The organism is Allobosea sp. UNC402CLCol (genome assembly GCF_000745475.1).
Classification (GTDB): domain Bacteria; phylum Pseudomonadota; class Alphaproteobacteria; order Rhizobiales; family Beijerinckiaceae; genus Allobosea; species Allobosea spartocytisi.
The window spans coordinates 136,318-162,836 of sequence record NZ_JQJJ01000010.1; the positions used below are offsets into that span (position 1 = coordinate 136,318).

A 26,519-nucleotide genomic window follows, 5' to 3' on the forward strand; every position below is an offset into this window, starting at 1 on the left:
CCCGTCTTGGGGCGCGGTCATGGCCGGGGTCGGTGACGGAGCCGTCACGGTGGGATGACAGCTCGGTGACGAACCCCGCATGTCGCGGGGTGCGCTGTCTATATTTCAGGCTGCCTTGCGCAGCGGCACAACACCTTCGGCCAGTTCGCCGGTCGCGATGAGCACGCCCTGCGCGCCATTGAGCGCGCCGTCGCGCAATTCGATGGCGAGGAAGCGCTCGCGCTCGACCGGGCCGGGCATGGCGAGGTCGCGGGTCAGCGCCGGATCGAAGCCGAAGCGGGCGTAATAGGATGCGTCGCCGACGAGGATGACCGCGCCATGGCCACGGCAAGCCGCGCGCCAGAGCGCCTCGCGCATCAGCATCTTGCCGAGGCCCTCGCCCTGAAGCTCGGGCTTCACCGCGAGCGGACCGAGCATGAGCGCCGGCACGCCATTGGCTTCGACATGCCAGAGTCGGACCGTGCCGACGATCTCGCCGTCCAGCTCGGCGGTCAGGGCGAGCCCTTCCGCCGACAAGCGGCCTTCGCGCAGGCGCTCGCTCGACTTGGCAGCGCGGCGTTCGCCGAGGCAACGGTCGAGCAGCGCCTCGCGGGCGGGAACATCGGCAGCGATTTCGTCGCGGATCCGGATCATGACGCACCTCCGGCCGGAGCGCCCGCTTCCTGGCGGGCCTTCCCGGCGCCGCGCGAACGCGGCCACAAGCAGAACAGGATGTGGGAAGAGGGGTCCGGCGGGAGCCACGCCCGCGCTCCATTCTGGAGACGCGGTCGCTCCGCCCGGATTTCGCTGGGCAGCCTGCCGTTTCGGACAGGGCGCTTCGCCGGACCCGATTGGTGAGGGAGGGCCGGTCAGCCCTCCCAGGTCAGATGACGTACTGCCTCAGCGGCGGGAAGCCGTTGAAGGCGACGGCCGAATAGGTCGTCGTATAGGCGCCCGTGCCCTCGATCAGCACCTTGTCGCCGATCTCCAGCGAGAAGGGCAGCATGTACGGGGTCTTCTCGTACATGACGTCGACCGAGTCGCAGGTCGGGCCGGCGAGCACGCAGGGAACCGTCGTATCGCCATCGCGCTCCGTGCGGATGGGATAACGGATCGCCTCGTCCATCGTCTCGGCCAGGCCGTTGAACTTGCCGATGTCGAGATAGACCCAGCGGACCTTGTCGTCCTCGGCCTTCTTCGAGATCAGCACGACCTCGGCCTCGATCAGGCCGGCTTCGCCGACCATGCCGCGGCCCGGCTCGATGATCGTCTCGGGCAGCTGGTTGCCGAAATGCTTCGACAGCGCCCGGAAGATCGCGTCGCCATAGGAGGGCACGCCCGGAATCGGCTTCAGGTAGCGCGCCGGGAAGCCGCCGCCGAGGTTGACCATCGACAGCGAGATGCCACGGGTGGCGCACTCCTTGAAGACCGCCGAGGCCGAGGCCAGGGCGGAATCCCAGGCGTTCACATTGGCCTGCTGCGAACCGACATGGAACGAGATGCCATAGGCGGTCAGGCCCAGGCGATGGCCGTGCTCGAGCACATCCGCCGCCATCTCCGGCACGCAGCCGAACTTGCGCGAGAGCGGCCAGTCGGCGCCGGCACCGTCGCAGAGGATGCGGCAGAAGATGCGCGCTTCCTTCGTGCCGGTCTTGTCCGCCGAGCGGGCGACCTTCTCGACCTCGGCCGTGCAGTCGACGGCGAAGAGGCGCACGCCGAGCTCCATGGCGCGCACGACGTCGCGCTCCTTCTTGATGGTGTTGCCGAAGGAGATGCGGTCGGCGGTGGCGCCGGCGGCGAGCGCGAGCTCGATCTCGACGACCGAGGCGCAGTCGAAGCAGGAGCCGAGCTTGGCGAGCAGGGCAAGCACCTCCGGCGCCGGGTTGGCCTTCACCGCGTAGAAGACGCGGGTGTCGGGCAGCGCACGGGCGAAGGCGTGATAGTTCTCGCGCACGACATCGGTATCGATGACGACGCAGGGCCCGTCCTCGCGGCGGGTACGAAGAAACTCACGGATGCGGTCGGTCATGACGCGCGACTCCCCCGGCGCAAGCGGCGCCGATGCGATGTATCGCCGAATGAATCGCTGCCGTCGCGAGGCGCTGTGGAGACGCCGGCGACAGCGGACGAAACGTCCGGACCCGAAACACCGTTCGATTGGGGAAGACCCCGCACGGCCGGCAATGAAGGACAAGCCTCTTCGGTGTTGGCCTTTGGAGGACCAACGAGACCAAAAAAGCCCGCTCCGTCGTTGCTTTAAGCTGCGTCCCCCGTGGAGATTCGGGGTTCGCCGGTTTTGCCTCCGGCTGCTGGTCTGTGTCGGGGAACAATCTCCTTGCGGAGACTGGGAGGCGTGATTTGAGGGATGTCCATCCCCTCCATCCGTCCTCCAACCCCTGGCGGCTGTCCGGCCTCTTGTCCGGATGCCCACCGACCAGCACGCGGCCACAGGCACGTGCGAATTGGGTGAACGCGATATACGGATAGCGACCCCGGACCACAAGTGTTTTGTGAACCCGAAGCCGCATTTTTTTGCAGGGCGGATCTGCGCGCCTCCGGGAACGGGTTAACGGCGGAAAGCGCTGTGCCGGCTATGGGTTAGCCGCGCTTCTCGCAGAAGCGGATTCGATTGCCGAACGGGTCCGGCACCTGCAGGGTGCGCCCGCCCGGCGCATCCTCCTCGATGCCCGGCCGCGAATAGGTATAGCGCTTTGCGATCAGCTCCGCATGGAGGGCGTCGATGCCGTCCATCCAGACGAAGACGGTCGAGCCGGGGCTGGCGTCGCCGTGATGCTCGGAGAGATGGAGCTCGAGCCCGGAGCGCGAAACCTGCATATAGAGCGGCGTGTTCGGCCCGAAGCGATGGTCCCAGTCCATGCGGAAGCCGAGGAAGTCGAGATAGAACTCCTTTGCCTTGGCTTCGTCGAAGATGCGCAGGATCGGGATGCCCATCCGCAGGCGCACGGCTTCGGCGGGCTTTTCGGCCGGCATGGCCGGCCCGGCCTCGCCGATCCTGGCCGCCAGCACGTTCCAGTCGTCATGGCCGAACTGGCGCGCCACGATCTCGAGGGTCTCGGAATGGGTCAGCTGAACCTGCCTGGCGGCCATGGCCTCGCGCAGGCTTTTCGCCATCAGCTTCGCGTCGCGGAAATCGCGCATCGTCGTGATCCTTCTCGTTCGGGACGGAAACGATCGGGGCTCGCCTTGCCGATATCCGTCCGCGGGGAGAGCGGGATCAGGACAGCGTCGTCTCAAGGGATGCGTTCACCATGCCCAAGGGGCGCGAGCGGCTGGCCGCATCCGGCCGGGGGCAAAGGTTGCCATCTCTTCATGTCTTGTCAATCGCGCTGCCCTAGACCGGCCCCATTTCATGGCGTTAAGTCGCTGGCGCAGGCGCCTCCGCGACAACCGGTACCCAGTAGACGGACGAGAGATGACGAAGTTTGACCGCCGCCGCGTCCTTGGCGGGATTTCCGCCATGCTGTGCCTTTCGGCGGCTCCGTCCGCCCTGCTCGCACAGCAACCGCAGAATCCGAACCCGGTGCCGCCGCCGCAGACGCCGCCACAGCCGCGCTTCGGCTTCGAGGACGTGCAGCGCCGGGCGCGCGAGGTCGCCGCCGTCGCCTATGAGCCGCCGGCGGCCCTGCCCGAGCCGCTTGCGCGGCTCGACTACGATTCCTGGCGCGACATCCGCTTCCGCCCGGACCGGGCCCTGCTCGCGCAGAACGGCTCGCCCTTCCGGATGCAGATGTTCCATCCGGGCTTCCTGTTCACCCGGCCGGTCACGGTCAATGTGGTGCGCGACGGCGTGCCGACGCCGGTGCCCTATTCGGCCAATCTGTTCGACTACGGCAAGGTCAAGTTCGACAAGCCGCTGCCGGTCAATCTCGGCTTCGCCGGCTTCCGGCTGCACTACCCGCTCAACGATCCGCGCGTCCTCGACGAATTGATCGCCTTCATCGGCGCGAGCTACTTCCGCGTGCTCGGCCGCGAACAGCGCTACGGGCTGTCGGCGCGCGGGCTCGCCATCGGGGCAGGCACGAACAGCGAGGAATTCCCGGTCTTCCGCGAGTTCTGGGTCGAGCAGCCTGCCGCGAATGCGGAGCGGATCGTCGTCAACGCGCTGCTCGATTCGCCTTCGCTGACCGGCGCCTATCGCTTCACGATCTATCCGGATGTCGACACGCTGGTCGAGGTCGCGGCGACGCTCATCCCGCGCAAGCCGATCGAGAGGCTCGGGCTCGCGCCGCTGACCTCGATGTTCTTCACCGGCGAGAACGACCGCCGCTTCTTCGAGGATTACCGCCCGGAGCTGCACGATTCCGACGGGCTGATGATCCATTCGGGCTCGGGCGAGTGGCTGTGGCGGCCGCTGCGCAACCCGAAGCAGCAGGCGGTCTCCGCCTTCGTCGAGCGCAGTCCGCGCGGCTTCGGCCTGATGCAGCGCGACCGCAATTTCGAGCACTACCAGGATCTCGACCTCGCCTATGAGCGCCGGCCGTCCTACTGGGTCGAGCCGCAGGGCGACTGGGGCGAGGGCGTGATCGAGCTGATCGAGATGCCGACGACCGATGAGAGCAACGACAATGTCGTCGTGCAGTGGACGCCGAAGACACCGCTGGAGCCGGGCAAGGAATTCGCCTTCGGCTACCGGCTGACGGCGATGCTGGATTCCAGCGATCTCCATCCCGGCGGGCGCGTGGTCAACACCTTCCAGGCGGCGCCGAAGGCGCTCGGCTCGGTCGAGCCGGTGGCGGACGGCGCGCGCCGCTTCATCGTCGATTTCGCCGGCGGCGATCTCGATTACCATCTCAAGCAGCCGGACAAGGTGGAGATCGTGCCGTCGATCACCCGCGGCAAGATCGATCGCGCGTTCCTGGTGCCGAACCCGAAGATCAACGGTTTCCGCGCCTTCGTCGACATCACCGGCGAGCCGGGGCAGCTCGCCGAGATGCGCGCCTTCCTGAAGAGCGGCCCCAAGACGCTGACGGAAACCTGGAGCTATCCGTGGCGCGCGGAGGCCAGCGAGAAGCCCGCCCCGCAGCAGCCGGCCCAGCCTTCGCCGCAAGCGCAGTCCGACCAGCCGCCCCCGGCGCAACCGCAGCCGGCCCCGCCGTCAGCGCCGGCCCAGCAGAAGCCGGGCCAATAGCACGGGCCGCCAAGGAGAGACGCGATGGACGTCGTCGAGAAACCGGAAGAGAACCGCTTCGAGCTCGCTCTCGAGGGCGGCACTGCGGTTGTCGCCTATCGGATGGATGGCAACCGGCTCGTCCTGATCCATACCGAGGTGCCCGAGCAGTTCTCCGGCCAGGGCGTCGGCTCGCGGCTGGCCAAGGGCGTGTTCGAGCTGATCCGGGCGAGCGGGCGCAAGGCGGTGGTGCGCTGCCCGTTCCTTAAGGCCTGGGTCGCGAAGCATCCGGAATACGATGACATCGTCGACGGCTGAGCGGGCTCAGCGTTCCCTGGGGCCCGGCTCCTTGCGGCCCTTGCGCGCGGGTTGCTTCTTGCGGCCGTAGAGTTCGAGCCGGTGGCGGACGAGCTCGTAGCCGAGTTCGGCCGCGATGCGCCGCTGCAGCTCCTCGATCGCATCCGAGGAGAACTCGATCACGTCGCCGGTATCGACGTCGATGAGATGGTCGTGGTGCTGCTGGTCGGCGTGCTCATAGCGCGAGATGCCGTCCTCGAAGGCGTGCCGCTCGATCGCGCCCTGCGATTCCAGCACCTTCATGGTGCGGTAGACGGTCGAGAGCGAGAGCGTCGGATCCTGCGCGAAGGCGCGCGTGAAGATGCCCTTCGCGTCGGGATGATCGTCGGCCTCGGCCAGCACGCGCAGGATCAGGCGGCGCTGCTGCGTCATGCGCAGGCCCGCCCCCTTCAACTGGCTTTCGAAAACGGCAACGCGCCGGTCGGTTTCACTCATGCTCAGCCCATAGCAATGAGCGCGGCTATTTGCAAAAGCTGCCTTTTTAGAAGTCATAAGCATTCGCATTAAAATCGCGAATGCGTGTCATTCCCATCTGGATCATGAGCGCGTTGTCCGGCCGCAAATCCGGCCCTGCGCGTCACGCGACGCCGCGCGCCTTCGCGAGCTCAGGGGCCAGTTCGGCGACGATCTCGAAGGAGCGCTTGCGCTTCTCATGGTCGAAGATCGGGGCCGTGACCATGATCTCGTCGGCGCCGGTATTGGCGACGAAGGCGCCGAGCTCGCGCCGCAACGTCTCGGGCGATCCGATGAAGGCATAGCGCAGCATCTGCGAGACATGCGCCTTCTCGGCCGGGCTCCAGTACTGCTCGATATCGTCGATCGGCGGCTGGAGCTTGCCGCGCGCGCCGCGGACCATGCCGACGAAACGCTGCTGCAGCGAGGTCGCGAGATGACGCGCCTCCTCATCCGTCTCGGCCGCGACGACGTTGATGCCGGGCATGGCGTAGGAGGACTGCAATTGCTCGGAGGGCTTGAAGCGCTCGCGATAGACGGCGAGCGCCTGCATCAGCGCGTCCGGGGCGAAATGCGAGGCGAAGGAGTAGGGCAGGCCGAGCTCGGCGGCGAGCTGCGCGCCGAACAGGCTGGAGCCGAGAATCCAGAGCGGCACGTTCAGCCCTTCACCGGGCACCGCGCGGATCGCCTGGTTAGGGCCGGCCGGGGCGAAGAGCGCCTGCAATTCCAGCACATCCTGCGGGAAGCTGTCGGAGGACATCGGGCTGCGGCGCAGCGCCCTGAGCGTGAGCTGGTCGGTGCCGGGGGCGCGGCCGAGGCCGAGATCGATGCGGCCGGGAAAGAGCGCCTCCAGCGTGCCGAACTGCTCGGCGATGACGAGGGGAGCATGATTCGGCAGCATGATGCCGCCGGCACCGATCCGCATCGTCTTCGTGGCGGCGGCGAGCTGGCCGATCACCACCGAGGTCGCGGCGCTGGCGATGCCGACCATGTTGTGGTGCTCGGCCACCCAGTAGCGGGAGAAGCCCAGCGCCTCGGCATGGCGGGCGAGGTCGATCGACTTCAGCAGCGCCTCGCGCGGGCCTTCCCCTTCGACGACGGGAACGAGATCGAGGACGGAGATCGCGACCATGGCGGGCCCTGCTGGCTGGTGCCGGAGCGAGCCGGCGACGATGGCGTGGCCTCACCAGATGGGAAGGATGGGCGTCGCGGTCCAGAGGCGCCAGCGCTTCGTCATGGCGCGCCTGCGCTGGCGTTCTGGCGGAACGGGCGCAAAGCTGACGCGTTGCCCAGATGACGGCCGCGTTTCCGCGCGGCGCCATCGAAAGGGGGGCAACCCATGACTACGACTGCCAATCCGGCCAAGGAGAGCTTGCGCAAGGAGCAGAAGGAGCAGCGCAAGGCCGAGCGCGAGCACGGCAAGGACGCCGAACTCAACCGGGCGCTGAAGGATACCTTCCCGGCCAGCGACCCCGTCGCGACCCAGACGCCGACCAAGCCCGGCGGCCGGGGAAAGCGCTGACGCGGCGGATCAGCCGCGCTGGTAGAGCAGGCGGGCGCGGATCGTGCCGTCGAGCGCGCGGATCTCGCGCAGGATGTCGCTCGCTTCGCTGCTGGTGACGCCGTCGGCCTCGATGACCGCGTAACCGACCTCGCCATCGGTGTGATAGTTCTGCGCGGCGATGTTGACCTGGCGATTGGCGAAGACGTCGTTGAGGCGCCTGAGCATGCCGGGAACATTGCGCTGGACATGGATGAAGCGCGTGCCGACGGACCGGGCCGGGATCTGCACCTGCGGGAAGTTGACCGCGCCCACGGTCGCGCCGACATCGGAATAATCGACGAGCTTGCGCGCCACCTCGGCGCCGATGCGCTCCTGCGCCTCCTCGGTCGAGCCGCCGATATGGGGCGTCAGGATGACGTTGGCACAGCCCTGCAGCGGCGAGACGAAGCGTTCGGCGTTGGAGGCGGGCTCGACCGGGAAGACGTCGACCGCAGCGCCGGCAAGATGGCCGCTCTTCAGCGCCGCCGCCAGCGCGTCGAGATCGACGACCGTGCCGCGCGAATTGTTGATGAGGTAGCTGCCGCGATTCATCTGGGCGAGCTGCTCGGCGCCGATCATGCCGTGGGTCTGCGGCGTCTCGGGAACGTGCAGCGAGACGATGTCGGCCGAGCCGAGCAGTTCCGCCAGGCTGCCGACCGGCTCGGTGTTGCCGTGGCGCAGGCGGTCGGTGTGATCGTAATAGATCACGCGCATGCCCATCGCCTCGGCCAGCGTCGAGAGCTGGCTGCCGATATTGCCGTAGCCGACGATGCCGAGCGTCTTGCCGCGCACCTCGAAGGAGCCCTCGGCCGACTTGTCCCAGCCGCCCTCATGGGCCGAGCGCGAACGATCGGGGATGCGGCGCAGCAGCATGACGATCTCGCCGATGGTCAATTCGGCGACGCTGCGGGTGTTGGAGAAGGGCGCGTTGAAGACCGGCACGCCCTGCTGGCGCGCGGCCTCCAGATCGACCTGGTTGGTGCCGACCGAGAAGCAGCCGACGGCGAAGAGCCGGTCGGCGGCGGCGAAGATCTCCGGCGTGAGTTGGGTGCGCGAGCGGATGCCGAGGACATGCACGCCCCGGATCTTCTCGATCAGCGCCGCCTTGTCGAGCGCCTTGGGCAGCCGCTCCAGATTGGAGTAGCCGGCCTGCGTCAGCAGCGCGACGGCGGAATCGTTGATGCCTTCCAGCAGCAGGACCTTGATGCGGTCCTTGGGAAGGGAGAGGCGTTCGCTGGCAGGGGTCATGGAATTCGCGCTCGTGAAGGAGCGGTTGCTATAGTCCTCGCCGGGCGCGAGGCCAACGCCCTAGATGCAACGCTGACGCGCGAAACGCCGCAAGCGATGCAAAAACCTCATGCCTTCTCGATCACCAGCGTCGAGCCTTCGACGCGTACGACCTTGACCTCCGTGCCCGCCAGCAGCTCGGGGCCGATGATCCGCCAGGAGGAATCGCCGACGCGGACGCGCCCTTCGCCGCCGGTCATCGTTGCTTCCAGCCGGAAGACCTTGCCGATGAGCTGGCGGCCGCGGTCGTTGAGCCCGGTCGCCGCATCGGGCTCCTCGCCGCGGCGGCGGGTCAATAGCCGCCCGGCGGCGACGCTGGCGATGGCGAGGATCGCGAAGACGATCGAGGCCGCCTGCCAGCCGAGGCCGAAGATGCCGACGACCGCGCCAGTGACGAGCGCGGCGAGGCCGAGCCAGATCAGGAAGACGCCCGGCGCCAGGATCTCGCCGCCGATGAGGACGAGGCCGAGAATGGCCCAGAGCCAGCCATTATGGGTGAGGAGCCAGTCGGGCATGGCGACCTCAGCTATTCGCGCGCCCGGCCGGCGGAACCGAGCCCGAATTGCGCCGCGCCGCGACGGCGTCCTCGCCGAAGACGGCCTTGGTCAGCTGGGCGATGCCGCCGACCGTGCCGGCAAGGGAGGCCGCCTCGATCGGCACGATCACCACCTTGCTGTTGGGGCCGGTCGCGATGGCCTTCAGCGCATCGGTATAGCGCTCGGCGATCAGGAAGTTGGCGGCCTGGATGTCGCCCTTGCCGATCGCCTCTGAGACCATGGCGGTCGCCGCTGCTTCCGCCTGCGCCAGCCGCTCGCGCGCTTCGGCGTCGCGCAGCGCCGATTCCTTGCGGCCCTCGGCGGCGAGGATCTGCGACTGCTTCTGGCCCTCGGCCTTGAGGATCTCGGCCTGGCGCAGGCCTTCCGCTTCCAGGATCGCGGCGCGCTTCTCGCGCTCGGCCTTCATCTGCCGGTTCATCGCGCCGGCGATGTCGGCCGGCGGCAGGATGTCGCGGATCTCGATGCGCGTGACCTTGACACCCCAGGGCGAGGCGGCGGCGTCCATCACGCGCAGCAGCCGCTCGTTGATCTCGTCGCGATGGGAGAGGAGCTGGTCGAGGTCCATCGAGCCGACGACGGTGCGGATATTGGTCATGGTCAGGACCATCAGCGCATCGTTGAGCGAGGACACCTCGTAGCAGGCCTTGGCCGCGTCGAGCACCTGGTAGAAGGCGGCGGCGTCGATGCGCACGCCGGCATTGTCCTTGGTGATCGCCTCCTGCGAGGGAATGTCGAGCACCTGCTCCATGACATTCACCTTGTGGCCGATGCGATCGATATAGGGGACGATCAGCCCGAGGCCGGCGCTCAGCGTGCGCGAATAACGGCCGAAGCGCTCGACGGTGTAGTTGAAGCCCTGTGGAACGGTGCGGACGCCGCGCGCGATCGTCAGGATCACCAGCGCCACCACGACGATGACCGCAATATTGAAGCCCGACAGATCCATTCCGTTTCCCCCGCCGCGTTAGGCCTGCTCGTCTTTGCCGGCAGCGGCCCAAACTGGCGGTTGTGGCGGGCGGATGCAAGCGCGGGCGCAAACGTCTTCGCCCGCCCGCGTCGCCGCGTTCGGTGGTGGTGAGGGGCAGCGGAGCGCCGCGAGGCGCGGTTGGGTATCAGGCCGCTTCCATTGAGCCAGGATGCGGCGCGGAAGGATTGAGCCACCTTCCGCACGCCCCGTGGCGCTCCGCTTGCCGGCGTTCTTTAAGTCTCCGGGCCGCGCTTATCGGGCCTGCGGCCATCCTTCGCCGCGAGCCTTTTCGACGCCAGTTCGGCTCATCGCCTTGTCGCGTCTACTCGGGCATGGGACGAAGGCGTGATGCCATCGGCCGTTCCCAGCGAGCTCCTCGCACAGGGATCGTAATGTCCCCAGGGCGGTGCCCCGAAGCCTCCCGGGAGTGGATCGTGACTCCACCCGCAGGCGCCGACCTCATCCCCACCAACGGCACACCTCCGGATGGCTGCCCCTCGGGGATGAGGTGGTCCGAGGATAGGCGCGATGTGGGAGGGCGGGGATAAGTTTGCAGGGAAAGTGCGACGGCCCCTTCCTTCTCCCGGGTGGGAGAAGGTGGCGCGGAGCGCCGGATGAGGGTGTGTGCTTTCCGCAGAAGGCGCGGCGGCCGCGTCGTGCCTTGGCGAGAAGCGGCGGTCCCTCACCCCTGCCCCTCTCCCATTCGGGAGAGGAGTTCCCCGCGCCTTGCATCGGAGCCGCGAACGCCACCGATGTCCTAGCTCTGTGCCGCTGCCGTGTCGCAGCGCTGGAGCAGGCGTGAGGCGGCGGTGACGCCGGCGAGCGAGAAGGTGTAGCTCGTGGCGTTGCCACGGGCCGAGCGGGCTTCGAGCACCATGTCGCTGCCCGCGCGCATCGCCGCGAGAAGGGCGGGCTCACGCTCGACCTTCTCGAGCCAGGCGTTGTTGCCCTCGGTCAGCATGCGGAACTCCTCGTCGCCGATGGTGACGGTGACGGTCGAGTTCGTGGCGAAGCTGTAGCCCGTCTGGAAACTCGATTCCGTATTGGTGCCGTTATTTCCCGTCTGGACGAAGAAGAAGACCTCGCCGTGACGCAAGCCCGACGGATTCTCGGCCGTGGGGCTGCTCATGATGAAGCAACGGGTCGAATTGTCCTTGTCGTAGGCTGCCGCACTCCAGGCGTTGAACTGTCCGAGCGATTTGGCGGAAGCCGCTTCAGCACCCGTGCTCGTCAGCAAAGCCAGGCAGATTGCCGAAAGCGTTGTCTTGATCATCCGTTCATCTCCTTTCGCAGCGCGCAACTTGGAAAGAAGAGCCTTACCGAGGCGTAAACATGACCTCACGAATCCGTGCGTCCATCAGGCGCAGGCGCAGCTGCGAGCCGCCCATGCGCCGAGCCAAAACGACAATGCCCGGCCGGAGCCGGGCATGACGAAAGCGAAGCCGGAAGCGTTCTGCTTCAGACGTACTGGCCGTGGCAATGCTTGTATTTCTTGCCGGAACCGCAGGGGCAGGCCTCGTTGCGGCCGACCTTGCCCCAGGTCGAGGGATCGTCGGGGTTGCGGTCGAGCACCGCCGTATCGTCGGCACCGAGCGCCGCGAACTGCACGCCGCCGCTGCCGCCATAGTCGCCGCCGAAACCGCCCACCGGGCCCGCATCCTGCACCTGCAGCGGGGCCTGCTCCTCGGGCTGATCGAAGCGGACCTCGACGCGCGAGAGATGGCCGGTGACCTGCTGGCGGAGCTGCCCGATCAGCCCGTCGAAGAGCTCGAAGGCCTCCTGCTTGTATTCCTGCAGCGGGTCGCGCTGGGCATAGCCGCGCCAGCCGATGACCTGCCTGAGATGGTCGAGGGTGACGAGATGCTCGCGCCAGAGATGGTCGAGCGTCTGCAGGAGCACCTGCTTCTCGACATAGGTCATGACCTCTTCGGTGTTGCGCTGGATGCGGGCGGCATAGTCCTCGTCGGAGAGCTTGCGGATGCGCTCGCGCAATTCGGTGTCGGCGATGCCCTCCTCCTTGGCCCAGTCCTCGATCGGCAGATCGAGGTTGAGGTACTGCACCACCTCCTGCTTGAGGCCGGCGGTGTCCCACTGCTCGGGATAGGCCTCCTCGGGGATGTGGCGGGCGACGAGGTCCTCGGCGACGCCCTGGCGCATGTCGTCGATGGTCTCGCGCACGCTCGGCTGCTTCATGAAGTCGCGGCGCTGCTCGAAGACGACCTTGCGCTGATCGTTCATGACGTCGTCGTATTTCAGGATGTTCTTGCGGATGTCGAAGTTGCGCGCCTCGACCTTGCCCTGCGCCTTCTCGACCGCCTTGTTGATCCAGGGGTGGACGATCGCCTCGTCCTCCTTGAGGCCGAGCTTCTGCAGCATGCCGTCCATCCGGTCGGAGCCGAAGATGCGCATCAGGTCGTCCTGCAGCGACAGGAAGAATTTCGAGCGGCCGGGATCGCCCTGGCGGCCGGCGCGGCCGCGCAGCTGGTTGTCGATGCGGCGGCTCTCGTGGCGCTCGGTGCCGACGATGTAGAGCCCGCCCGATTTCAGCACGCGCTGCTTGAAATCGGCGACCTCCGCGCGGATGGCGGCGGCCTTCGCGTCACGCTCCGGGCCCGGCTCGATACCGGCGAGGTCGTGGGCGATGCGCATCTCGGCATTGCCGCCGAGCTGGATGTCGGTGCCGCGGCCGGCCATGTTGGTGGCGATGGTGATGGCGCCGGGCACGCCGGCCTGGGCGACGATATAGGCTTCCTGCTCGTGGAAGCGGGCGTTCAGCACGGCGAAGGCCTTGACGGTCTCGCCCTTGCGGGCGGCGGCGTAGACCGGCTCCAGCGCGGTGGGATCGGTGAAGTCGATGAGCTTGTAGCCCGCCTTCTCCAGCATCTCGGCGATAAGCTCCGAGCGCTCGATCGAGGTGGTGCCGACGAGCACCGGCTGGCCGTTCTCCTGCGCCTGCTTGATCTCGCGGATGACGCCGCGAACCTTCTCCTCGAAGGTGCGATAGACCTCGTCGTCCTCGTCCTTGCGGGAGATCGGGAGATTGGTCGGGATCTCGACGACCTCGAGCTTGTAGATCTGGAAGAACTCGTCCGCTTCGGTCGCGGCCGTGCCGGTCATGCCGGCGAGCTTCCTGTAGAGGCGGAAATAGTTCTGGAAGGTGATCGAGGCGAGCGTCGCGTTCTCGGGCTGGACGGTGACGTGCTCCTTGGCCTCGAGCGCCTGATGGAGCCCTTCCGAATAGCGCCGGCCCGGCATCATGCGGCCGGTGAACTCGTCGATGATCACGACCTCGTCGTTGCGGACGATGTAGTCCTTGTCGCGGGTGAAGAGGGCGTGGGCCCTCAGCGCCTGGTTGACGTGGTGGACGATGGTGATGTTGTGGGCGTCGTAGAGGTCGCCCTCGGTCAGGATGCCGGCCTGCCGCAGCAACTCCTCGATATGCTCGTTGCCGGCTTCGGTCAGCGCCACCGTGCGCTGCTTCTCATCGACCTCGTAATCGGTCGGGACGAGGCCGGGCAGCACCTTGTCGATCGAAACATAAAGGTCCGACTTGTCGTCGAGCGGACCGGAGATGATCAGCGGCGTGCGGGCTTCGTCGACCAGGATCGAGTCGACCTCGTCGACGATGGCGAAGTGGTGGCCGCGCTGGCTCATCTGCGCGACGTCGTACTTCATGTTGTCGCGGAGGTAGTCGAAGCCGAATTCGTTGTTGGTGCCGTAGGTGATGTCGCAGGCATAGGCGCGCTGGCGCTCCTCGTCGTCGAGGCCGTGGACGATGGTGCCGACGGTCAGGCCGAGGAAGTTGTAGAGCTTCGCCATCCACTCGGCGTCGCGCCGGGCGAGGTAGTCGTTGACGGTGACGACATGGACGCCCTTGCCTTCGAGGGCGTTGAGATAGGTCGGGAGCGTCGCGACCAGCGTCTTGCCTTCGCCGGTCTTCATCTCGGCGATGGCGCCCTCGTGCAGCACCATGCCGCCGACGAGCTGGACGTCGTAGGGGCGCTGGCCGAGCACGCGCTTGGCTGCCTCGCGCACCGTAGCGAAGGCCGGCACCAGCAGGTCGTCGAGCTTGGCGCCATTGGCGAGCTGCTGCCGGAATTCGTCGGTACGGGCCTTGAGCGCCTCGTCGCTCAGCGCGGCGATCTCGTTCTCCAGGGCGTTGATCGCCGCGACGCGGGGCTGGTAGCCCTTGACGCGGCGGTCATTCGACGAGCCGAAGATCTTCTTTGCGAGCGCGCCAAGCATGTTGGGCCTTTCAGGTGATGTCTCGGTCCACCGGCCGGCGCGGCCCCTCGGGTTTCGCGCCCGGGCCGGCAGGCCGCGGTATTCTCGAATTGCGACCGCGTGTTTAGACGCGTGCGCGGGCATGGTCCAGCATGCGTTTCGTCCAAGAGCGGGCAAAACGGCAAGAGATTTCCCGACCATGTGGGGTTTTGCCCGGCCGCTTCCAAGGGCGTCGGCCGCGCGGAAGGCATGGCCGCGAGCGGCGCGGCGCCGCTTGCCTGCGGATGATGCGCGATCCGCGCCGGGAACCCCCTGAACCGCCTTGCCTTTGCCGCGTTCAACTGGCAGTGCAGCGCCAGGTCGCGTCTTCGGCTCTCTATGGGAAAGGCCGTTTTCATGAAATCCACCCGTCTCATCGCCGCTCTCGGCTTCGCGCTGCTGGCGGGACCGGCCTTTGCCCAGGCCGACAAGGTCGTCGCCAAGGTCGACGGCATCCCGATCACGGAGCAGGAGGTCCAGCTCGCGACGGAGGATCTCGGCGAGCGCCTCGCCCAGCTCCCCGAAGACCGCAAGCGCGACGAGGTCATCAACTATCTCGTCGACCTCAAGCTCGGCGCCAAGGCCGCGGCCGAAGCCAAGGTCGCCGATACACCGGAATTCGCCGCGCGCCTCGGCTATTACCGCGAGAAGGTGATGCTCGATCAGTATCTCTCCGGCGTCGGCAAGAAGGCCGTGACCGCAGAGGCCGCCAAGAAGCTCTATGACGACACCACCAAGGCGATGGCCCCCGAGGAGGAGGCGCATGCCCGCCACATCCTCGTCGAGACCGAGGACCAGGCCAAGGCGGTCGAGGAGCGGCTGAAGAAGGGCGAGGATTTCGCCAAGGTCGCGGCCGACGTCTCGAAGGATCCGGGCTCGGGCAAGGAGGGCGGCGATCTCGGCTGGTTCACCAAGGACCGCATGGTGCCGGAATTCGCCGAGGCCGCCTTCAAGCTCAACAAGGGCGAGGTCTCAGTGCCGGTGAAGAGCCAGTTCGGCTGGCACGTCATCAAGCTCGAGGACAAGCGCTCGAAGCCGCTGCCGGACTTCGCCGCGGTGAAGCCGCAGATCGACCAGTATCTCGAGCGCAAGGCCCAGCAGGACACCGTGCTGGCGCTGCGCGAGAAGGCCAAGGTCGAGCGCCTCGACAAGCCGGCTCCGCCGGCTGCCCCGGCTCCGGACGCCGCCAAGCCGGCCGAGCCGAAGAAGAACTGAGCGTTTCGCTCCCGACTACGCGATTTTGGAGGGCGGCCCTTGCGGCCGCCCTTCTTGTTTTCGTCATCGGCCTGCGGCAGAGGGACTCTCGAACGAGGCGCACTGCCCGGCGAGCGGACGATTCGCCGGTCTTCGAGCAGTGTCCCGCAGGAGGAAGCCCGATGGCCGGCAAGGATGTTCCCGTTTCCCCGCTCGCGCCCAAGCGCCAGCCCAAGGTTCCGCCGGTTCCGGGCGTGCGCTTCGCGACCGCCGAGGCCGGCATCCGCTACAAGGGCCGCCAGGATGTCTGGTTCGCGCTGCTCGATCAGGGCACGCAGGTCGCCGGCGTCTTCACCCGCTCGAAATGCCCTTCCGCCCCGGTCGACTGGTGCCGCGAGAACCTGAAGCAGGGCTCCGCCCGTGCCATCGTCGTCAATTCCGGCAACGCCAACGCCTTCACCGGCCTGAAGGGGCGTGACTCGGTCAAGCTGACGGCCGAGATCGCCGCCAAGGCCGCCGGCTGCCAGCCGCAGGAGGTCTTCATCGCCTCGACCGGCGTGATCGGCGAGCCGCTCGACGCGACCAAGTTCAAGGGCGTGCTCGACGATTGCGCCAAGCGCGCCGCGGACGGCCCCTGGATCGACGCCGCCAAGGCGATCATGACCACCGACACCTTCCCGAAGGCTCTGACCCGCAAGGCCAAGATCGACGGCAAGGAGGTCGTGATCGCCGGCATCGCCAAGGGCGCTGGCATGATCGCGCCGGACATGGCGACGATGCTCTCCTTCGTCTTCACCGATGCGCCGATCGCCGCGCCGGTGCTGCAGGCGCTGCTGTCGAAGGGCGTGAAGGGCTCGTTCAACGCCGTCACCGTCGACAGCGACACCTCGACCTCGGACACGCTGATGCTCTTCGCCACCGGCAAGGCGGCGGCGCGCGGCGTGCCGGAGATCACCGAGGTCAATGATGCCCGGCTCTCGGGCTTCAAGCGGGCGCTGAACTCGATCCTGCTCGAGCTCGCCCATCTCGTCTGCAAGGACGGCGAGGGCGCGCGGAAATTCGTCGAGGTGCGCGTCAGCGGCGCGGCCTCGGCCCGCTCGGCCAAGCGCGTCGCGCTCTCGATCGCCAATTCGCCCCTGGTCAAGACCGCCATCGCTGGCGAGGACGCCAATTGGGGCCGCGTCGTCATGGCGGTCGGCAAGGCCGGCGAGCCGGCCGATCGCGACAGGCTCGACATCGGCTTCGGCGACATCGTCGTGGCGAAGCAGGGCGCCCGCGCCCCGTCCTATGACGAGCAGGCCGTGTCGAATTACATGAAGGGCGATACGATCGTCATCACCGCCGATCTCGGCATCGGGCGCGGCAAGGCCACGGTCTGGACCTGCGACCTGACCAAGGCCTATGTCGAGATCAATGGCGATTACCGCTCCTGAGCGGCCGCTTCCGGCCGATCCAAGCCGCAGCTTCATCGCCGTCAACCTGCTGATCTGCTCCCTGCTCTGGGGATCGAGCTACCTGTTCATCAAGCTGATGAGCGGGGAGGTTTCGGCGCTGGCGATCGCCGCCAGCCGGGGCTTGCTCGGCGCCGCCGTGCTGTCGTTGTGGAGCCTGGGCCGCGGGCGCAGCCCGCTGCCGCGCCGGGCCGAGATCCTGCCCTGGATCATGCTCGGCACCACCAATGGCTGGCTGCCGAACGTGCTCGTCGGCTATGCGCTGATCCAGCTCGCCAGCGGCCCGGCGGCGATGATCCAGGCGGCCGGCCCGCTCGTCACCGCGCTCGTCGCGCATCTCGTCTTCGCCGAGGAGAGGCTGAGCCGGCGCAGGCTCGGCGGCATCCTGCTCGGCATGGCCGGGGTCGCGCTGCTGATCGGCCCGCGCCTGTTCGAGGGCGGCGGCACGGCGCTCAGCGTCATCGCGATGATCGGCGCGACATTGAGCTACGCCGTCGCGAACCTCTATGTCCGGACCGTCCCGACCGCAATCGGGGATCCAGCCCGGCTGGCGCTGGGCCAGCAGATGTTCTCCGGCGTGATCGCGACGGGGCTGACGCTCGCCATCCTGGGCCCCTCGGCCTTCCTGCCGCTCGGCTCGCATCTGCCGGTGATGCTGGCGCTCGGCATCTTCGCCACGGCGATCCCGGTCACGGTGTTCATGCGGTTGATCCGGGCGGCGGGGCCGACCCGGGCGGCGATGACCGGCTATCTGGTGCCGACGGTGGCGGTGATCCTCGGCGTCGTCGTCCTGCGCGAGGCTTTGGAGTTGCGGCAGGTTCTCGGTGGCTGCATCATCCTGGCCGGCGTCTTCCTGGTCACGACGGCGCCGCGCAAGCTGGGGGCTGCATGAGGATCGGGCTATTCGCGGCGGCGGCGCTGGCCGCAGCCATCATGGCCGGTTGCGTCGAACGCAAGCCGGCGACGGTGGCCTTCTCGACCGAGGAGGCGGCCTTCATCAAGCAGAGCGGCAACGGGGTCATCGTCGGCCACGCCTTCCGCACCAGGCCGAGCGGCACGGTGGTCAATGCCGCCGGGCAGGTCGTGCGCCTGATCCCGGCCACGGCCTTCGCCCGCGAGCGCTTCGCCAATTTCTACGGCAAGGGCAAATATGTTCCGCACCGCGCCTACCCGGCCGAGGACGCGGTCGATCCCGCCTATAGCGAATACACCCGCACCACCAAGGCGGAGGCCAATGGCCGCTTCAGCTTCGAGAAGGTGGCGCCCGGCAGCTATTTCGTCACCACTCAGGTGATCTGGGGCGACGAGGACGCCTTCTCGCGGGAGGGCGGCTCGGTCTATGACAGCGTCACGCTGACAGGCAAGGAAACCGAGCCCGTCCAGGTCATCCTCTCCGGCAACTGAGTCCTGTCCCCGTGAAACTGCTTCTCGTCGTCGCCTGCGCGCTGATCGATGCCGACAACCGCATCCTCGTCACCCAGCGACCGGAGGGCAAGGCGCTCGCCGGGCTCTGGGAGTTCCCCGGCGGCAAGTTGGAGCCGGGCGAGCGGCCGGAGCCGGCGCTGATCCGCGAGCTGCATGAGGAGCTCGGCATCACCGTGAAGGAGGAGTGCCTCGCGCCGCTGACCTTCGCCAGCTATGCCTATCCCGAATTCCATCTGCTGATGCCGCTCTATGTCTGCCGACGCTGGGAGGGCTCGCCCGCCTCGCGGGAGGCGCAGGCGCTGAAATGGGTTCGCCCCGGCAAGCTGCGCGATCTCGCCATGCCGCCGGCCGACGAACCGCTGATTCCGCCGCTGGTCGACCTGCTCGGAGCGTAAGCCCCGCTCAATGCACGGCCGGTAGGCCGAGCGCCTCCCAGCGATCTCGCGGGATGGGATCGCCGACATGGAAGGCGAAGGCGGTGACGCGCTTCAGATCCGGCGAGAGCGTGCAGGCGAAGCGCAACCCATACCAGCGCTGCCTGCTGCGGAAGGCGGCCCCCTCGGCGGTCAGGACCTGGCCTGAAAGCTTGGTGCCCGCCAGGGCATAGGCAGTGACGCGGTCGGGCTCGAAACTGTGCTGCCAGTCACGGATCTGGCCCATCGCTTCCAAACCGCAGAGCTGCTCGACCCGCTCGTCGGGGGCGAGGCGCGGCAGCATGGCGAGGGCGTCGCGGCTGCGCGGATCGGCCAGCACACGCTGCGAGAGCATGCGCGGCGGGTGGACCATCCCGTCCGCCGCGACCGGGGCGGGAGGGCTCGGTGCCGGCGCGGCAGGGGTTGCGGGAGCAGGCGGGGCGACGAGCGGCGGCGCGATGTCCGGGACAGGCGCGGTCGGAGCGGGGGCCGGCGTCGGCGGTTGCGGCCGGGTCAGCGCCTCGAATTGCTCGGATGTCTGCAACTCGACCTCGACGCTCTGCTCGGCGAAGGGGGCGATGTCGAATTGCTGGATCGCGACTGAAGCGAGCCAGGCGATCAGCGCGGCATGCAGGATCGCGGCAGCCGGCAGGCCCGGCGCCAGCGTCGCAGCTCGTGACCGAGGCGCCGATGGCATGGTTCAGGGCACGGCCTTGCCGCGCGCAGATGTGCCGCGAACAGACTTGCCGCGAACAGAATCGCCCGGTCGGAATATCGCCATCATCCGGTTTCGCGCCTCGCCCCTCGCCGGGGAACAGCCGCGATCAAGCCGGCATTTTTGTGTCGACCTCGGCCGGAACGGGTTCCGCCTCGTCGCGGCCGAGCTGAAAGCGTTCGAAACGCTGCAACTCCTCCTCGATGGCGGTCTTGAGGGCGGGCGCCTCGAAGCCATCGAGCCAGGTCCAGCGCTGCATCAGGAGCTTGCCGGCGGCGCGGTCGGTCTTGAGATCGAGGACGGCGACGATCCGGTCCCCCGCCAGCACCGGCAGGCCGAAATAGCCGTAGACGCGGTTCTCGGGGCGCAGATAGGCCTCGAAGACATGGGCGTAGTCGAAGAACAGCTTCGCGCGCTTGCGCTGGATCACCAGCGGGTCGAAGGGCGAGAGAATATGGATCAGGCCGGGCTCCGGCGGCTCCGGCACCGTCTCCAGCGCCTCGGGCGCCGCCCAGTGGACCTGCTTGCCGGCGCCCTCGATCGCGACGGGCACGAGCTCCTTGCGCCTGACCCGGCCGGCGATCTGCGCGGCCACCGCCTTCTTGCTGGGCGCGTCGAGATGGCAGGCGGATTCGAGGCTGACGAGCCCCTGCGCCCTCAGCGCCCGGTCGAGCTTGTAGGCGGCAACCTGCCGCTCGCTCGCCGGCGTCGGCCGCTTCTCCCACTGGAAATGCCGGTCGAAGAGTTCATAGGTCTTCACCATGCCGGTGCGGGCGGAGATCACCAGCTCGCCATCGTAGAAGGCGCGCTCCAGCAGGCCCTTGGAGGGCTTCTTGCTGGCCCAGAGATGGGCCTTCTCGATCAGCTCCTCCTCGATGTCGCGGATGGAGAGGGCGCCGTCCCGGCGGATGCGGCGCAGCAGCTTGCGGGTTTCCTCGCGGGAGCCGACGGCCGACCAGCGCTTCGGCTCCTCGCGATGCGCCTTCATCTCCGGCAGGACATAGCGGATGTCGCGGGTGGGCACATAGGAGAGCGCATGCGTCCAGTATTCGAAGACGCTCTTCTCGACCGATTGCGCGTGGGCGAGGTCACTGCGGCGATAAGCCGGAATGCGGGCGTAGAGGATATGGTGGTGGCAGCGCTCGATCACGTTGATCGTGTCGATCTGGACATAGCCGAGATGCTCGACCGCGGCCCGCGTCGCCGCGGGACCGGCACCGAAGGGTGCGCGCCGGTCGAGCCGCTGGGCTGCGAGCCAGATGCGGCGGGCCTGTTCGGCAGAGAGGGCGAGCGGCTTGCGGGGGCGAGGCGGCATGGATGCAAGCTAGCCACCGCGCCGGCGCTTCGTAAGAGGGCGCGCGCTTCTCCGCTGACAGCGGCTGGCGGGAGCCGCATGGCCGCCTCCTCGAGCAGCCGCGACGCCGGGCCTCAGGGCGCGACGATCAGCGCCCAGTAGACCTGGTACTTGGAGCCGGGCGCATAGGCCGTGGCGATGCCCATGCGCTTCGCCTTCGCGTCCTTCATGACGCGGTCATGCTGGGGCGAGTCGCGCCAGCCGGAGAAGGCTTCGGCGAGACGCCGGTAGCCGGCCGAGAGATTGGCCTCGGCGCCGGGCACGCCCTCCTTGGCGAGCCGTGCCTTCACCGCATCGGCCTGCGCCGGCTTGTCGGAGCGGGCCATCGCCTCGGCCTCGCGCTGGGCCGCCTCGTCGAGGGAGGGGTCGAGCGCCAGCGTGCCGAGGCCGGCGTTCATGCGGTAGGCCGAGATCATGGCGCGGGCCTGCTCGGCATCGACCTTGGCCGAGGTCGAGCCGAGGTCGCGATAGAAGGCGGGCTGGGCCTGGCGCTGCGGCTCCGTGCAGCCGGCGACGCCGAGCAGGGCGAGCGCGCCGGCGATGGCGGCGGGGCAGGTCATGGCGCGCTGGCCCGCGAGGCGGCGCAGGAGGCTGCGGCCATTCCGCGATCCCCCGAAGCGCGGAACGGCCTCAGTTCCTTGTTCCGGCGCATGGTCTCGACGCAAACCAGTGTCCACTTCGCTCGCAAATGCTTTGGGCATCCGGTCATTCCTTGTCGCTGTCCTTGGCATTGGCGAGATCGGGGAGGGGAAGCGGCTTCGTATCCGGCTTGTCCTCGTCCTGTGTTTCGTCCGCGTCGGGCGTGGCGGCCCGGGACCGTCGCGGTTGCGCCACGGCGGTCTTGCCGTTTGCCGTCGGCTTGCCGGCGCCGGTCGCGGCCTTGCGCTGCGACTCGCGATCGCGGCCGACGGCGGCGGCGATCTCGCCCAGCGAGTGCTCGACGCCGTCGAGCCCCTTCACCAGCAATTGCGGCGTATCGGCCGGCGGCTCCAACTCGGTCAGGCGCTTCTGGATGGCGAAGTTGAGGTCGCTGTTGACCCGGCCGGTGATCTCGACGTCGGCGACGACGCAGATCAGCTCGAAATCCATCGTCGTGGTGCCGATCTTCTTGAACATTACGGCCGGCGGCGGCTTCTGCAGCACGTCGCCATGATTGCTCGCGACCTCCGAGAGCATGGCGCGGACCTGGCCGGCATCGAGCGTGCGCGGCACGGTGAGCGCGATCAGCACCCGGCCGGTGCGGTCGCTGCGGACGCGGTTGCGCACCACGCCGGAGATGAGGTTCGAGTTCGGGACGATGACCGAGGAGCGGTCGAAGGTCGCGATCTCGGTCGAGCGCACATTGATCCGTTTGACGATGCCCTCGACGTCGCCGACCACGACCTGGTCGCCGACCCGGATTGGCCGCTCCCAGAGCAGGATCAGGCCCGAGACGAAGTTCGACACCACCGACTGCAGGCCGAAACCGATACCGACCGAGAGCGCCGAGGCGACCAGCGTCAGCCGTTCCAGGCTCAGGCCCACCGCCGAGACGGCGATGGCGACGGCGGCGATGTAGCCGAAATAGCCGGCGGCGGTGGTGATCGAGTTGCGCAGGCCGGGGTCGAGATGCGTCGTCGGCAGGAATTTGTTGTCGAGCCAGCGCTGCAAGGTCCGGGTCGCGGCGATGCCCAAGGCGAAGACGACGGCGCCGACGACGATGGTCGAGACCGAGACGGTGACGCCGCCGACCTGGAAGCCGAAGAAGGCGGCGCGCAGCGAACCCAGGAAGTCCGAGGATTCCAGCCCCCAGGGCGCCAGCACCAGCAGCAGCGTCACGAAGAGCAGAAGCAGCTTCAGCACCCCGGCGCCGAGCACCGCGATCTTGTCGAGCGTGGCCGCGCGCAGGCCGACGCCAGCGCGCAGCGTCAGCGCCAGCCGCCCGTTGCCGGTCAAGAGACGCGGGATGCCGAGATCGACGAATTGATGCGTCAGCAGATAGAGGCAGGCGACGATGCCGAGCCAGAGCGCCTGCTGGGCCAGGAAGGAGGCGAAGACGATATAGCCGCTGAGCGCGGCCGCGATGATGGCGAGGCCGATGATCCAGCCGAGAATGCGAAGCGGGCCGAGGCTCGCGCCATCGACCGGGACATAGGGGCCGAGGCAGGCTTCCTGCTCGACATCCTCGTCGTCCCTGATCCGGTAGAGCCCCGCGATCAGCGCCAGCGCGAAGAGGATCGCGAAGAGCGCCTTGACGATGATCGAGATGGCGAGGCCGGCGGCGATGGCCTGCAGCCAGGCCTCGAAGACCTTGCCGACCGCCGTCACCAGCGCCAGCGCGCTCGCGATCCAGACGACGCTGCGGGCGGTATCGTCGAGCACGCGGATCAGGCGCCGCTGCGGGCTCGAGGGTGCGAACACCGCATCGGCGAGGGCCTGCACGAAGGCGACGAAGGCCAGCCCCATCACCACCGCCCAGATCACCGGCTGGATGCGCTCCGGCAGCAGGCCGGTGGTGCTGAGCGCCTTGTAGAGCAGCCAGCTCGCCAGAGCCGGCGGCGCGGCGCCGGCGACGATATGCGCCAGCGCCACGTAGAGGCAATGCAGGCTGCCGGTGTCCTGGGTGTTGGCGTAGCGGGCCTTGAAGCGCGGCAGATAGCGGGCGCGGGCCCAGTAGAGCAGGATGGCGCCGATCAGCGCGAGCGCGAGAATGCCGCCGCGCGTGCCCGAAAGCGCATCCGAGACGCCGGAGAGCCAGCCGCCGAAGACGTAGCCCGAGGCGCGCAGGTCCTCGGGCGCTGTTGCCACCGCGTTGCCCCAGACATCGGGGCTGAGCACGGAGGGGCCGGCGGCGAAGAGGGTCGTGGCGAAGATCTCGCGGCGCTTGTCGCCGATGGTGCTCTGCAACTGCTCCGCCTGGAGCAGCGCGGCGCGGGCGATCTTCAGCGTCTCGTCGGCATCGGCATAGGCCTTGGTCCGGGCCTCGCGCTCGCGGGCGATCTCGGCGGATTCGGGCGGGGCCTTCTCGTCCGGCTTCGGGCCGAGCTGGTCGAGCTTGAGCTTGGCCTGGTCGACCAGCGGGCCCTGCTGCTCGATGACGAGGCGAAGCTGGTCGAGCGAGGGCTGCAGACGGACGCGCTGCCGCTGCAATTCGGCATCGCTGAGGTCCGGGCGCGTCAGGGTCGTCTCGATCTGCGAGAGTTCGAGCCGGACCGCATCGAGGCGCCCGCGCGGGCTGTTGGGATCGACCGGCGCGGCGGCCGGCGCGACCGCGGGAGCGGTGGCTGGAGCGCCGGTCGGCGCCGGGGCAGGTTGCTGGGCCTGCGCGCCCGGCTGCCCGGCGGCCAGTGTCAGCGTCAGCACGCAGAGGGCGAGCAGAGCACGCATAGCGTGCCGAAAGCGCGGCGCCAGCTCAGTGGTCATGGTCGGGCGGCCCCGCTCCTGAGGGTGATTCGTATCGCTCCCGAGCCTCGGCACAGCCACGGGCTCAAGGCAAGACGAAGGCCGCTTTTCGACTGCCGGCAAGGCAAGACTCCCGCAATTCCTTTGCTGGATCGCGCCCGAACCGGACGCCATGCCGCGTCTTCACCGGCAAAGGCGACCTGAAGATGGCAGGGTCGCGCTTTTTCTCCGCTGCGCGGCTGCTCGGGATGGAGCTCGTCTTGCCGAACCGGATCGTCAGCCCTTCTTCTTCACCTTGTCGCGGTTGCGATAGCTCGCATTGCCCAGCCCTGTGCCGATGGTGAGCACGGCCCAATTCTCCACGTCCTGCATCGCCGGCATCTCGCTCAGCCCCTGGATGACGGCGTCGTTGTGCATGACGATCTCGGTGTCGTGCTCGCCGATCCGGGGCACCAGTTCGCGCACGCTGGCGACGAGGTTGAAGCGGTTGCTCTCCCAGTTGCCCGGCAGGTTTTGGGCACCACGGTCGATGCTGCCGTCGGGCTCGATCAGGCCGGGGCAGCCGATGCCGATGAAGGGCGCGACCCGCAAGCCTTCCTTCTCGGCCTGCTCGATCTGTTCCTTGAGCATCCGGCCCAGACGTTTGATCGCCTCGTCGCGGCTCGTCTCTTCGTCGGCATGGCGCCAGAGCTCGGATTTCCAGACGCGGGCCTTGCCCAGATCGGGCGCCTTCTTCTGCCGGAGCTCGACGATGCCGGCGCGGATGTTGGAGCCGCCGATATCGACGGCGACGAGGCTGTCGAAAGCCTCGAAGATCCATTTCGGCGCGAGATGCGCGCTGCCGACGAGCCCGGCCTCGTCCGGGTGGTGACGGATCGGGACGAGGTCGATGTCGCGGCCCTCCGTGCGCAGGATGATGGCGGCGCGCGCGATGGCGAGCTCGCCGATGCGGCTCTCGCGAAAGCCGCCGCCCACGACGATGCGCTCGACCTCGGCCCAGTTCTTCAGCCGGGTGAAGCGGCGGATGACGAAGGCGAGCGACTGGGCGAAACCCTCGACCGCGCCGAGGACGAGGGCGGCCTCGGTGGCGTCGCCCTCCTTCAGCAGCGCATCGAGCTCCTTCTTGCTGATCTCGGCCGTCTTGCCCCGCAGCGGATCGTCGCCGTTCTTCTTCAGATGCTGCCGCAGCGCATCGAGATGCTCGACGAAGGCGCTGCGGCTCGCCTTGTCGCCGACGAAGCCGTCCTCGTCGCGGATTTCGAGATTGTAGCTGGTGACGATGACGGAAGGCAGCTCCGCCGCCCCGTGCGGACCCGTCGCGCCGGCACTGCGCGTCTTCTCTGCCGTTGCCCCAGCCATATGCACTCCTCTTGCGATCTCTCCGGAGGCAACACCGCGCCCGGCGCGAGGTTCCGGTGCGGGCCGGATGCGTCTTCCGCAGGCCGCGGCTGCGTCGGGGGCGCCTCCGGCCGGTTGACCGCGGCGGCGATCGCCGCTCCAACGAGGAGGGCAGCGAAGATCGCCGGTTTTTGGGGGCGAGAGTTTTGGGGGACGAGATTTGGCGGATCTGATCTATCGCGCGGTCGTCATCGGCATCGGCGCGACCATCCTGTTCGATCTCTGGGCGCAGTTCCTGCGGCTCTTCGGCATGCCGAAGCCGAACTGGGGGCCGCCGGGGCGCTGGTTCGCGCACCTGCTGCGCGGGCGCGTCGGGCATGAGGATATCGGCAAGGCCGAGCCGGTCGCCAACGAGGTCGCGCTGGGCTGGCTCTTCCACTACCTCGTCGGCATCCTCTTCGCCGGCGTCGTGCTGGTGGTCTGGGGCATGGGCTGGGCGCGCAACCCGACCTTTCTGCCGGCGCTGATCGTCGGGCTCGCGACGGTGGGCTGCGGCTGGTTCATCCTGCAGCCGGGCATGGGCATGGGCATCGCCGCCTCGAAGCGCCCGAACGCCAACCAGATCCGCCTGCTCAATATCGTCGGGCATACGGTCTTCGCCATCGGCCTCTACGGCACGGCGCTGCTGATTCGTTGAGGCACTGCGCCGTCATT

General features: G+C 68.1%; 24 protein-coding genes. 9 read left to right on the forward strand and 15 right to left on the reverse strand.

Annotation, left to right across the window (positions count from 1 at the left end):
• Positions 1 to 105: 105 nt before the first annotated feature.
• The 3 genes from GY40_RS12665 to GY40_RS12675 all read right to left on the reverse strand — a co-directional run bounded on the left by GY40_RS12665 (position 106) and on the right by GY40_RS12675 (position 3,138).
• Complete coding sequence (locus GY40_RS12665) at positions 106 to 633, reverse strand: GNAT family N-acetyltransferase (RefSeq protein ID WP_038362822.1); 528 nt, start codon at positions 631 to 633, stop codon at positions 106 to 108.
• 229 nt (positions 634 to 862) lie between these two features.
• Entirely contained in the window at positions 863 to 2,008 is a 1,146-nt protein-coding gene (locus tag GY40_RS12670; RefSeq protein ID WP_038362824.1) for a type III PLP-dependent enzyme, read from the reverse strand.
• Positions 2,009 to 2,577: 569 nt separating this feature from the next.
• Positions 2,578 to 3,138, reverse strand: coding sequence for a glyoxalase superfamily protein (locus tag GY40_RS12675; protein WP_038362826.1), 561 nt, complete (start codon positions 3,136 to 3,138; stop codon positions 2,578 to 2,580).
• 274 nt (positions 3,139 to 3,412) lie between these two features.
• Here GY40_RS12675 and GY40_RS12680 point away from each other — a divergent pair, with 274 nt between their 5' ends.
• Both GY40_RS12680 and GY40_RS12685 read left to right on the forward strand, forming a co-directional pair.
• Positions 3,413 to 5,128 (forward strand): OpgD/OpgG family glucan biosynthesis protein, encoded by a 1,716-nt coding sequence (locus GY40_RS12680; RefSeq protein WP_081925358.1) that lies wholly within the window; start codon positions 3,413 to 3,415, stop codon positions 5,126 to 5,128.
• Positions 5,129 to 5,152: 24 nt separating this feature from the next.
• On the forward strand, positions 5,153 to 5,425 hold the full coding sequence (locus tag GY40_RS12685) for a GNAT family N-acetyltransferase (RefSeq protein WP_038362828.1): 273 nt from the start codon (positions 5,153 to 5,155) through the stop codon (positions 5,423 to 5,425).
• Between the two features lie 6 nt (positions 5,426 to 5,431).
• Here GY40_RS12685 and GY40_RS12690 read toward each other — a convergent pair whose 3' ends face one another.
• Positions 5,432 to 5,899 carry a Fur family transcriptional regulator gene (locus GY40_RS12690; protein ID WP_051987919.1) on the reverse strand — a complete coding sequence of 156 codons (468 nt, stop codon included), beginning with the start codon at positions 5,897 to 5,899 and terminating at the stop codon, positions 5,432 to 5,434.
• A 142-nt stretch (positions 5,900 to 6,041) separates the two neighbouring features.
• Positions 6,042 to 7,049: an LLM class flavin-dependent oxidoreductase gene (locus GY40_RS12695; RefSeq protein ID WP_038362830.1), complete on the reverse strand. Its 1,008-nt coding sequence runs from the start codon at positions 7,047 to 7,049 to the stop codon at positions 6,042 to 6,044.
• Between the two features lie 207 nt (positions 7,050 to 7,256).
• Here GY40_RS12695 and GY40_RS12700 point away from each other — a divergent pair, with 207 nt between their 5' ends.
• The gene (locus tag GY40_RS12700) at positions 7,257 to 7,439 is read left to right on the forward strand and encodes a hypothetical protein (protein WP_038362832.1); all 183 of its coding nucleotides are present in this window, start codon (positions 7,257 to 7,259) and stop codon (positions 7,437 to 7,439) included.
• Positions 7,440 to 7,448: 9 nt separating this feature from the next.
• Here GY40_RS12700 and serA read toward each other — a convergent pair whose 3' ends face one another.
• The 5 genes from serA to secA all read right to left on the reverse strand — a co-directional run bounded on the left by serA (position 7,449) and on the right by secA (position 14,516).
• Positions 7,449 to 8,708 carry a phosphoglycerate dehydrogenase gene (serA, locus tag GY40_RS12705; RefSeq protein ID WP_038362834.1) on the reverse strand — a complete coding sequence of 420 codons (1,260 nt, stop codon included), beginning with the start codon at positions 8,706 to 8,708 and terminating at the stop codon, positions 7,449 to 7,451.
• 107 nt (positions 8,709 to 8,815) lie between these two features.
• A complete protein-coding gene (locus GY40_RS12710; RefSeq protein WP_038362835.1) occupies positions 8,816 to 9,262 on the reverse strand; it encodes an NfeD family protein in 447 nt (148 codons plus the stop codon).
• 7 nt (positions 9,263 to 9,269) lie between these two features.
• Complete coding sequence (locus GY40_RS12715; protein ID WP_038362837.1) at positions 9,270 to 10,250, reverse strand: SPFH domain-containing protein; 981 nt, start codon at positions 10,248 to 10,250, stop codon at positions 9,270 to 9,272.
• 778 nt (positions 10,251 to 11,028) lie between these two features.
• On the reverse strand, positions 11,029 to 11,544 hold the full coding sequence (locus tag GY40_RS12720) for an invasion associated locus B family protein (RefSeq protein ID WP_038362839.1): 516 nt from the start codon (positions 11,542 to 11,544) through the stop codon (positions 11,029 to 11,031).
• Between the two features lie 185 nt (positions 11,545 to 11,729).
• The gene (gene secA, locus GY40_RS12725; protein ID WP_038362840.1) at positions 11,730 to 14,516 is read right to left on the reverse strand and encodes a preprotein translocase subunit SecA; all 2,787 of its coding nucleotides are present in this window, start codon (positions 14,514 to 14,516) and stop codon (positions 11,730 to 11,732) included.
• A gap of 375 nt (positions 14,517 to 14,891) precedes the next feature.
• Here secA and GY40_RS12730 point away from each other — a divergent pair, with 375 nt between their 5' ends.
• The 5 genes from GY40_RS12730 to mutT all read left to right on the forward strand — a co-directional run bounded on the left by GY40_RS12730 (position 14,892) and on the right by mutT (position 18,999).
• A complete protein-coding gene (locus GY40_RS12730) occupies positions 14,892 to 15,749 on the forward strand; it encodes a peptidylprolyl isomerase (RefSeq protein ID WP_248311156.1) in 858 nt (285 codons plus the stop codon).
• Between the two features lie 161 nt (positions 15,750 to 15,910).
• Positions 15,911 to 17,161, forward strand: a complete 1,251-nt coding sequence (gene argJ / locus GY40_RS12735) for a bifunctional glutamate N-acetyltransferase/amino-acid acetyltransferase ArgJ (RefSeq protein WP_038362842.1) — start codon at positions 15,911 to 15,913, stop codon at positions 17,159 to 17,161.
• Positions 17,142 to 18,071: a DMT family transporter gene (locus GY40_RS12740; RefSeq protein ID WP_038362843.1), complete on the forward strand. Its 930-nt coding sequence runs from the start codon at positions 17,142 to 17,144 to the stop codon at positions 18,069 to 18,071. The genes argJ and GY40_RS12740 overlap by 20 nt, the downstream gene beginning before the upstream one ends.
• Positions 18,068 to 18,583 carry a peptidase associated/transthyretin-like domain-containing protein gene (locus tag GY40_RS12745; RefSeq protein WP_038362844.1) on the forward strand — a complete coding sequence of 172 codons (516 nt, stop codon included), beginning with the start codon at positions 18,068 to 18,070 and terminating at the stop codon, positions 18,581 to 18,583. Before GY40_RS12740 ends, GY40_RS12745 begins: the two co-directional genes overlap by 4 nt.
• Before the next feature lie 11 nt (positions 18,584 to 18,594).
• Positions 18,595 to 18,999 (forward strand): 8-oxo-dGTP diphosphatase MutT, encoded by a 405-nt coding sequence (gene mutT / locus GY40_RS12750; protein ID WP_185748012.1) that lies wholly within the window; start codon positions 18,595 to 18,597, stop codon positions 18,997 to 18,999.
• Between the two features lie 7 nt (positions 19,000 to 19,006).
• On the opposite strand, the gene GY40_RS28245 is transcribed toward mutT, so the two are convergent.
• The 5 genes from GY40_RS28245 to GY40_RS12775 all read right to left on the reverse strand — a co-directional run bounded on the left by GY40_RS28245 (position 19,007) and on the right by GY40_RS12775 (position 25,826).
• Positions 19,007 to 19,714 carry a DUF930 domain-containing protein gene (locus tag GY40_RS28245; protein WP_248311157.1) on the reverse strand — a complete coding sequence of 236 codons (708 nt, stop codon included), beginning with the start codon at positions 19,712 to 19,714 and terminating at the stop codon, positions 19,007 to 19,009.
• Between the two features lie 127 nt (positions 19,715 to 19,841).
• Complete coding sequence (locus GY40_RS12760; protein WP_051987920.1) at positions 19,842 to 21,047, reverse strand: winged helix-turn-helix domain-containing protein; 1,206 nt, start codon at positions 21,045 to 21,047, stop codon at positions 19,842 to 19,844.
• A gap of 113 nt (positions 21,048 to 21,160) precedes the next feature.
• Positions 21,161 to 21,787 carry a CAP domain-containing protein gene (locus GY40_RS12765; protein ID WP_349236404.1) on the reverse strand — a complete coding sequence of 209 codons (627 nt, stop codon included), beginning with the start codon at positions 21,785 to 21,787 and terminating at the stop codon, positions 21,161 to 21,163.
• 4 nt (positions 21,788 to 21,791) lie between these two features.
• Entirely contained in the window at positions 21,792 to 24,488 is a 2,697-nt protein-coding gene (locus GY40_RS12770) for a DUF3772 domain-containing protein (RefSeq protein ID WP_156115938.1), read from the reverse strand.
• Between the two features lie 255 nt (positions 24,489 to 24,743).
• Entirely contained in the window at positions 24,744 to 25,826 is a 1,083-nt protein-coding gene (locus GY40_RS12775) for an ROK family protein (RefSeq protein WP_038362847.1), read from the reverse strand.
• Positions 25,827 to 26,025: 199 nt separating this feature from the next.
• On the opposite strand from GY40_RS12775, the gene GY40_RS12780 reads away from it, so the two are divergent.
• On the forward strand, positions 26,026 to 26,502 hold the full coding sequence (locus GY40_RS12780; protein ID WP_038362848.1) for a DUF2938 domain-containing protein: 477 nt from the start codon (positions 26,026 to 26,028) through the stop codon (positions 26,500 to 26,502).
• Positions 26,503 to 26,519: the final 17 nt, after the last annotated feature.

Coding starts and splice junctions, on each gene's coding strand:
- GY40_RS12665 (WP_038362822.1), bottom strand. CDS start 633: ATGATCCGGATCCGCGACGAAATCGCTGCCGATGTTCCCGCCCGCGAG.
- GY40_RS12670 (WP_038362824.1), bottom strand. CDS start 2,008: ATGACCGACCGCATCCGTGAGTTTCTTCGTACCCGCCGCGAGGACGGG.
- GY40_RS12675 (WP_038362826.1), bottom strand. CDS start 3,138: ATGCGCGATTTCCGCGACGCGAAGCTGATGGCGAAAAGCCTGCGCGAG.
- GY40_RS12680 (WP_081925358.1), top strand. CDS start 3,413: ATGACGAAGTTTGACCGCCGCCGCGTCCTTGGCGGGATTTCCGCCATG.
- GY40_RS12685 (WP_038362828.1), top strand. CDS start 5,153: ATGGACGTCGTCGAGAAACCGGAAGAGAACCGCTTCGAGCTCGCTCTC.
- GY40_RS12690 (WP_051987919.1), bottom strand. CDS start 5,899: ATGAGTGAAACCGACCGGCGCGTTGCCGTTTTCGAAAGCCAGTTGAAG.
- GY40_RS12695 (WP_038362830.1), bottom strand. CDS start 7,049: ATGGTCGCGATCTCCGTCCTCGATCTCGTTCCCGTCGTCGAAGGGGAA.
- GY40_RS12700 (WP_038362832.1), top strand. CDS start 7,257: ATGACTACGACTGCCAATCCGGCCAAGGAGAGCTTGCGCAAGGAGCAG.
- serA (WP_038362834.1), bottom strand. CDS start 8,708: ATGACCCCTGCCAGCGAACGCCTCTCCCTTCCCAAGGACCGCATCAAG.
- GY40_RS12710 (WP_038362835.1), bottom strand. CDS start 9,262: ATGCCCGACTGGCTCCTCACCCATAATGGCTGGCTCTGGGCCATTCTC.
- GY40_RS12715 (WP_038362837.1), bottom strand. CDS start 10,250: ATGGATCTGTCGGGCTTCAATATTGCGGTCATCGTCGTGGTGGCGCTG.
- GY40_RS12720 (WP_038362839.1), bottom strand. CDS start 11,544: ATGATCAAGACAACGCTTTCGGCAATCTGCCTGGCTTTGCTGACGAGC.
- secA (WP_038362840.1), bottom strand. CDS start 14,516: ATGCTTGGCGCGCTCGCAAAGAAGATCTTCGGCTCGTCGAATGACCGC.
- GY40_RS12730 (WP_248311156.1), top strand. CDS start 14,892: ATGAAATCCACCCGTCTCATCGCCGCTCTCGGCTTCGCGCTGCTGGCG.
- argJ (WP_038362842.1), top strand. CDS start 15,911: ATGGCCGGCAAGGATGTTCCCGTTTCCCCGCTCGCGCCCAAGCGCCAG.
- GY40_RS12740 (WP_038362843.1), top strand. CDS start 17,142: ATGGCGATTACCGCTCCTGAGCGGCCGCTTCCGGCCGATCCAAGCCGC.
- GY40_RS12745 (WP_038362844.1), top strand. CDS start 18,068: ATGAGGATCGGGCTATTCGCGGCGGCGGCGCTGGCCGCAGCCATCATG.
- GY40_RS28245 (WP_248311157.1), bottom strand. CDS start 19,714: ATGCCATCGGCGCCTCGGTCACGAGCTGCGACGCTGGCGCCGGGCCTG.
- GY40_RS12760 (WP_051987920.1), bottom strand. CDS start 21,047: ATGCCGCCTCGCCCCCGCAAGCCGCTCGCCCTCTCTGCCGAACAGGCC.
- GY40_RS12765 (WP_349236404.1), bottom strand. CDS start 21,787: ATGCCCAAAGCATTTGCGAGCGAAGTGGACACTGGTTTGCGTCGAGAC.
- GY40_RS12770 (WP_156115938.1), bottom strand. CDS start 24,488: ATGACCACTGAGCTGGCGCCGCGCTTTCGGCACGCTATGCGTGCTCTG.
- GY40_RS12775 (WP_038362847.1), bottom strand. CDS start 25,826: ATGGCTGGGGCAACGGCAGAGAAGACGCGCAGTGCCGGCGCGACGGGT.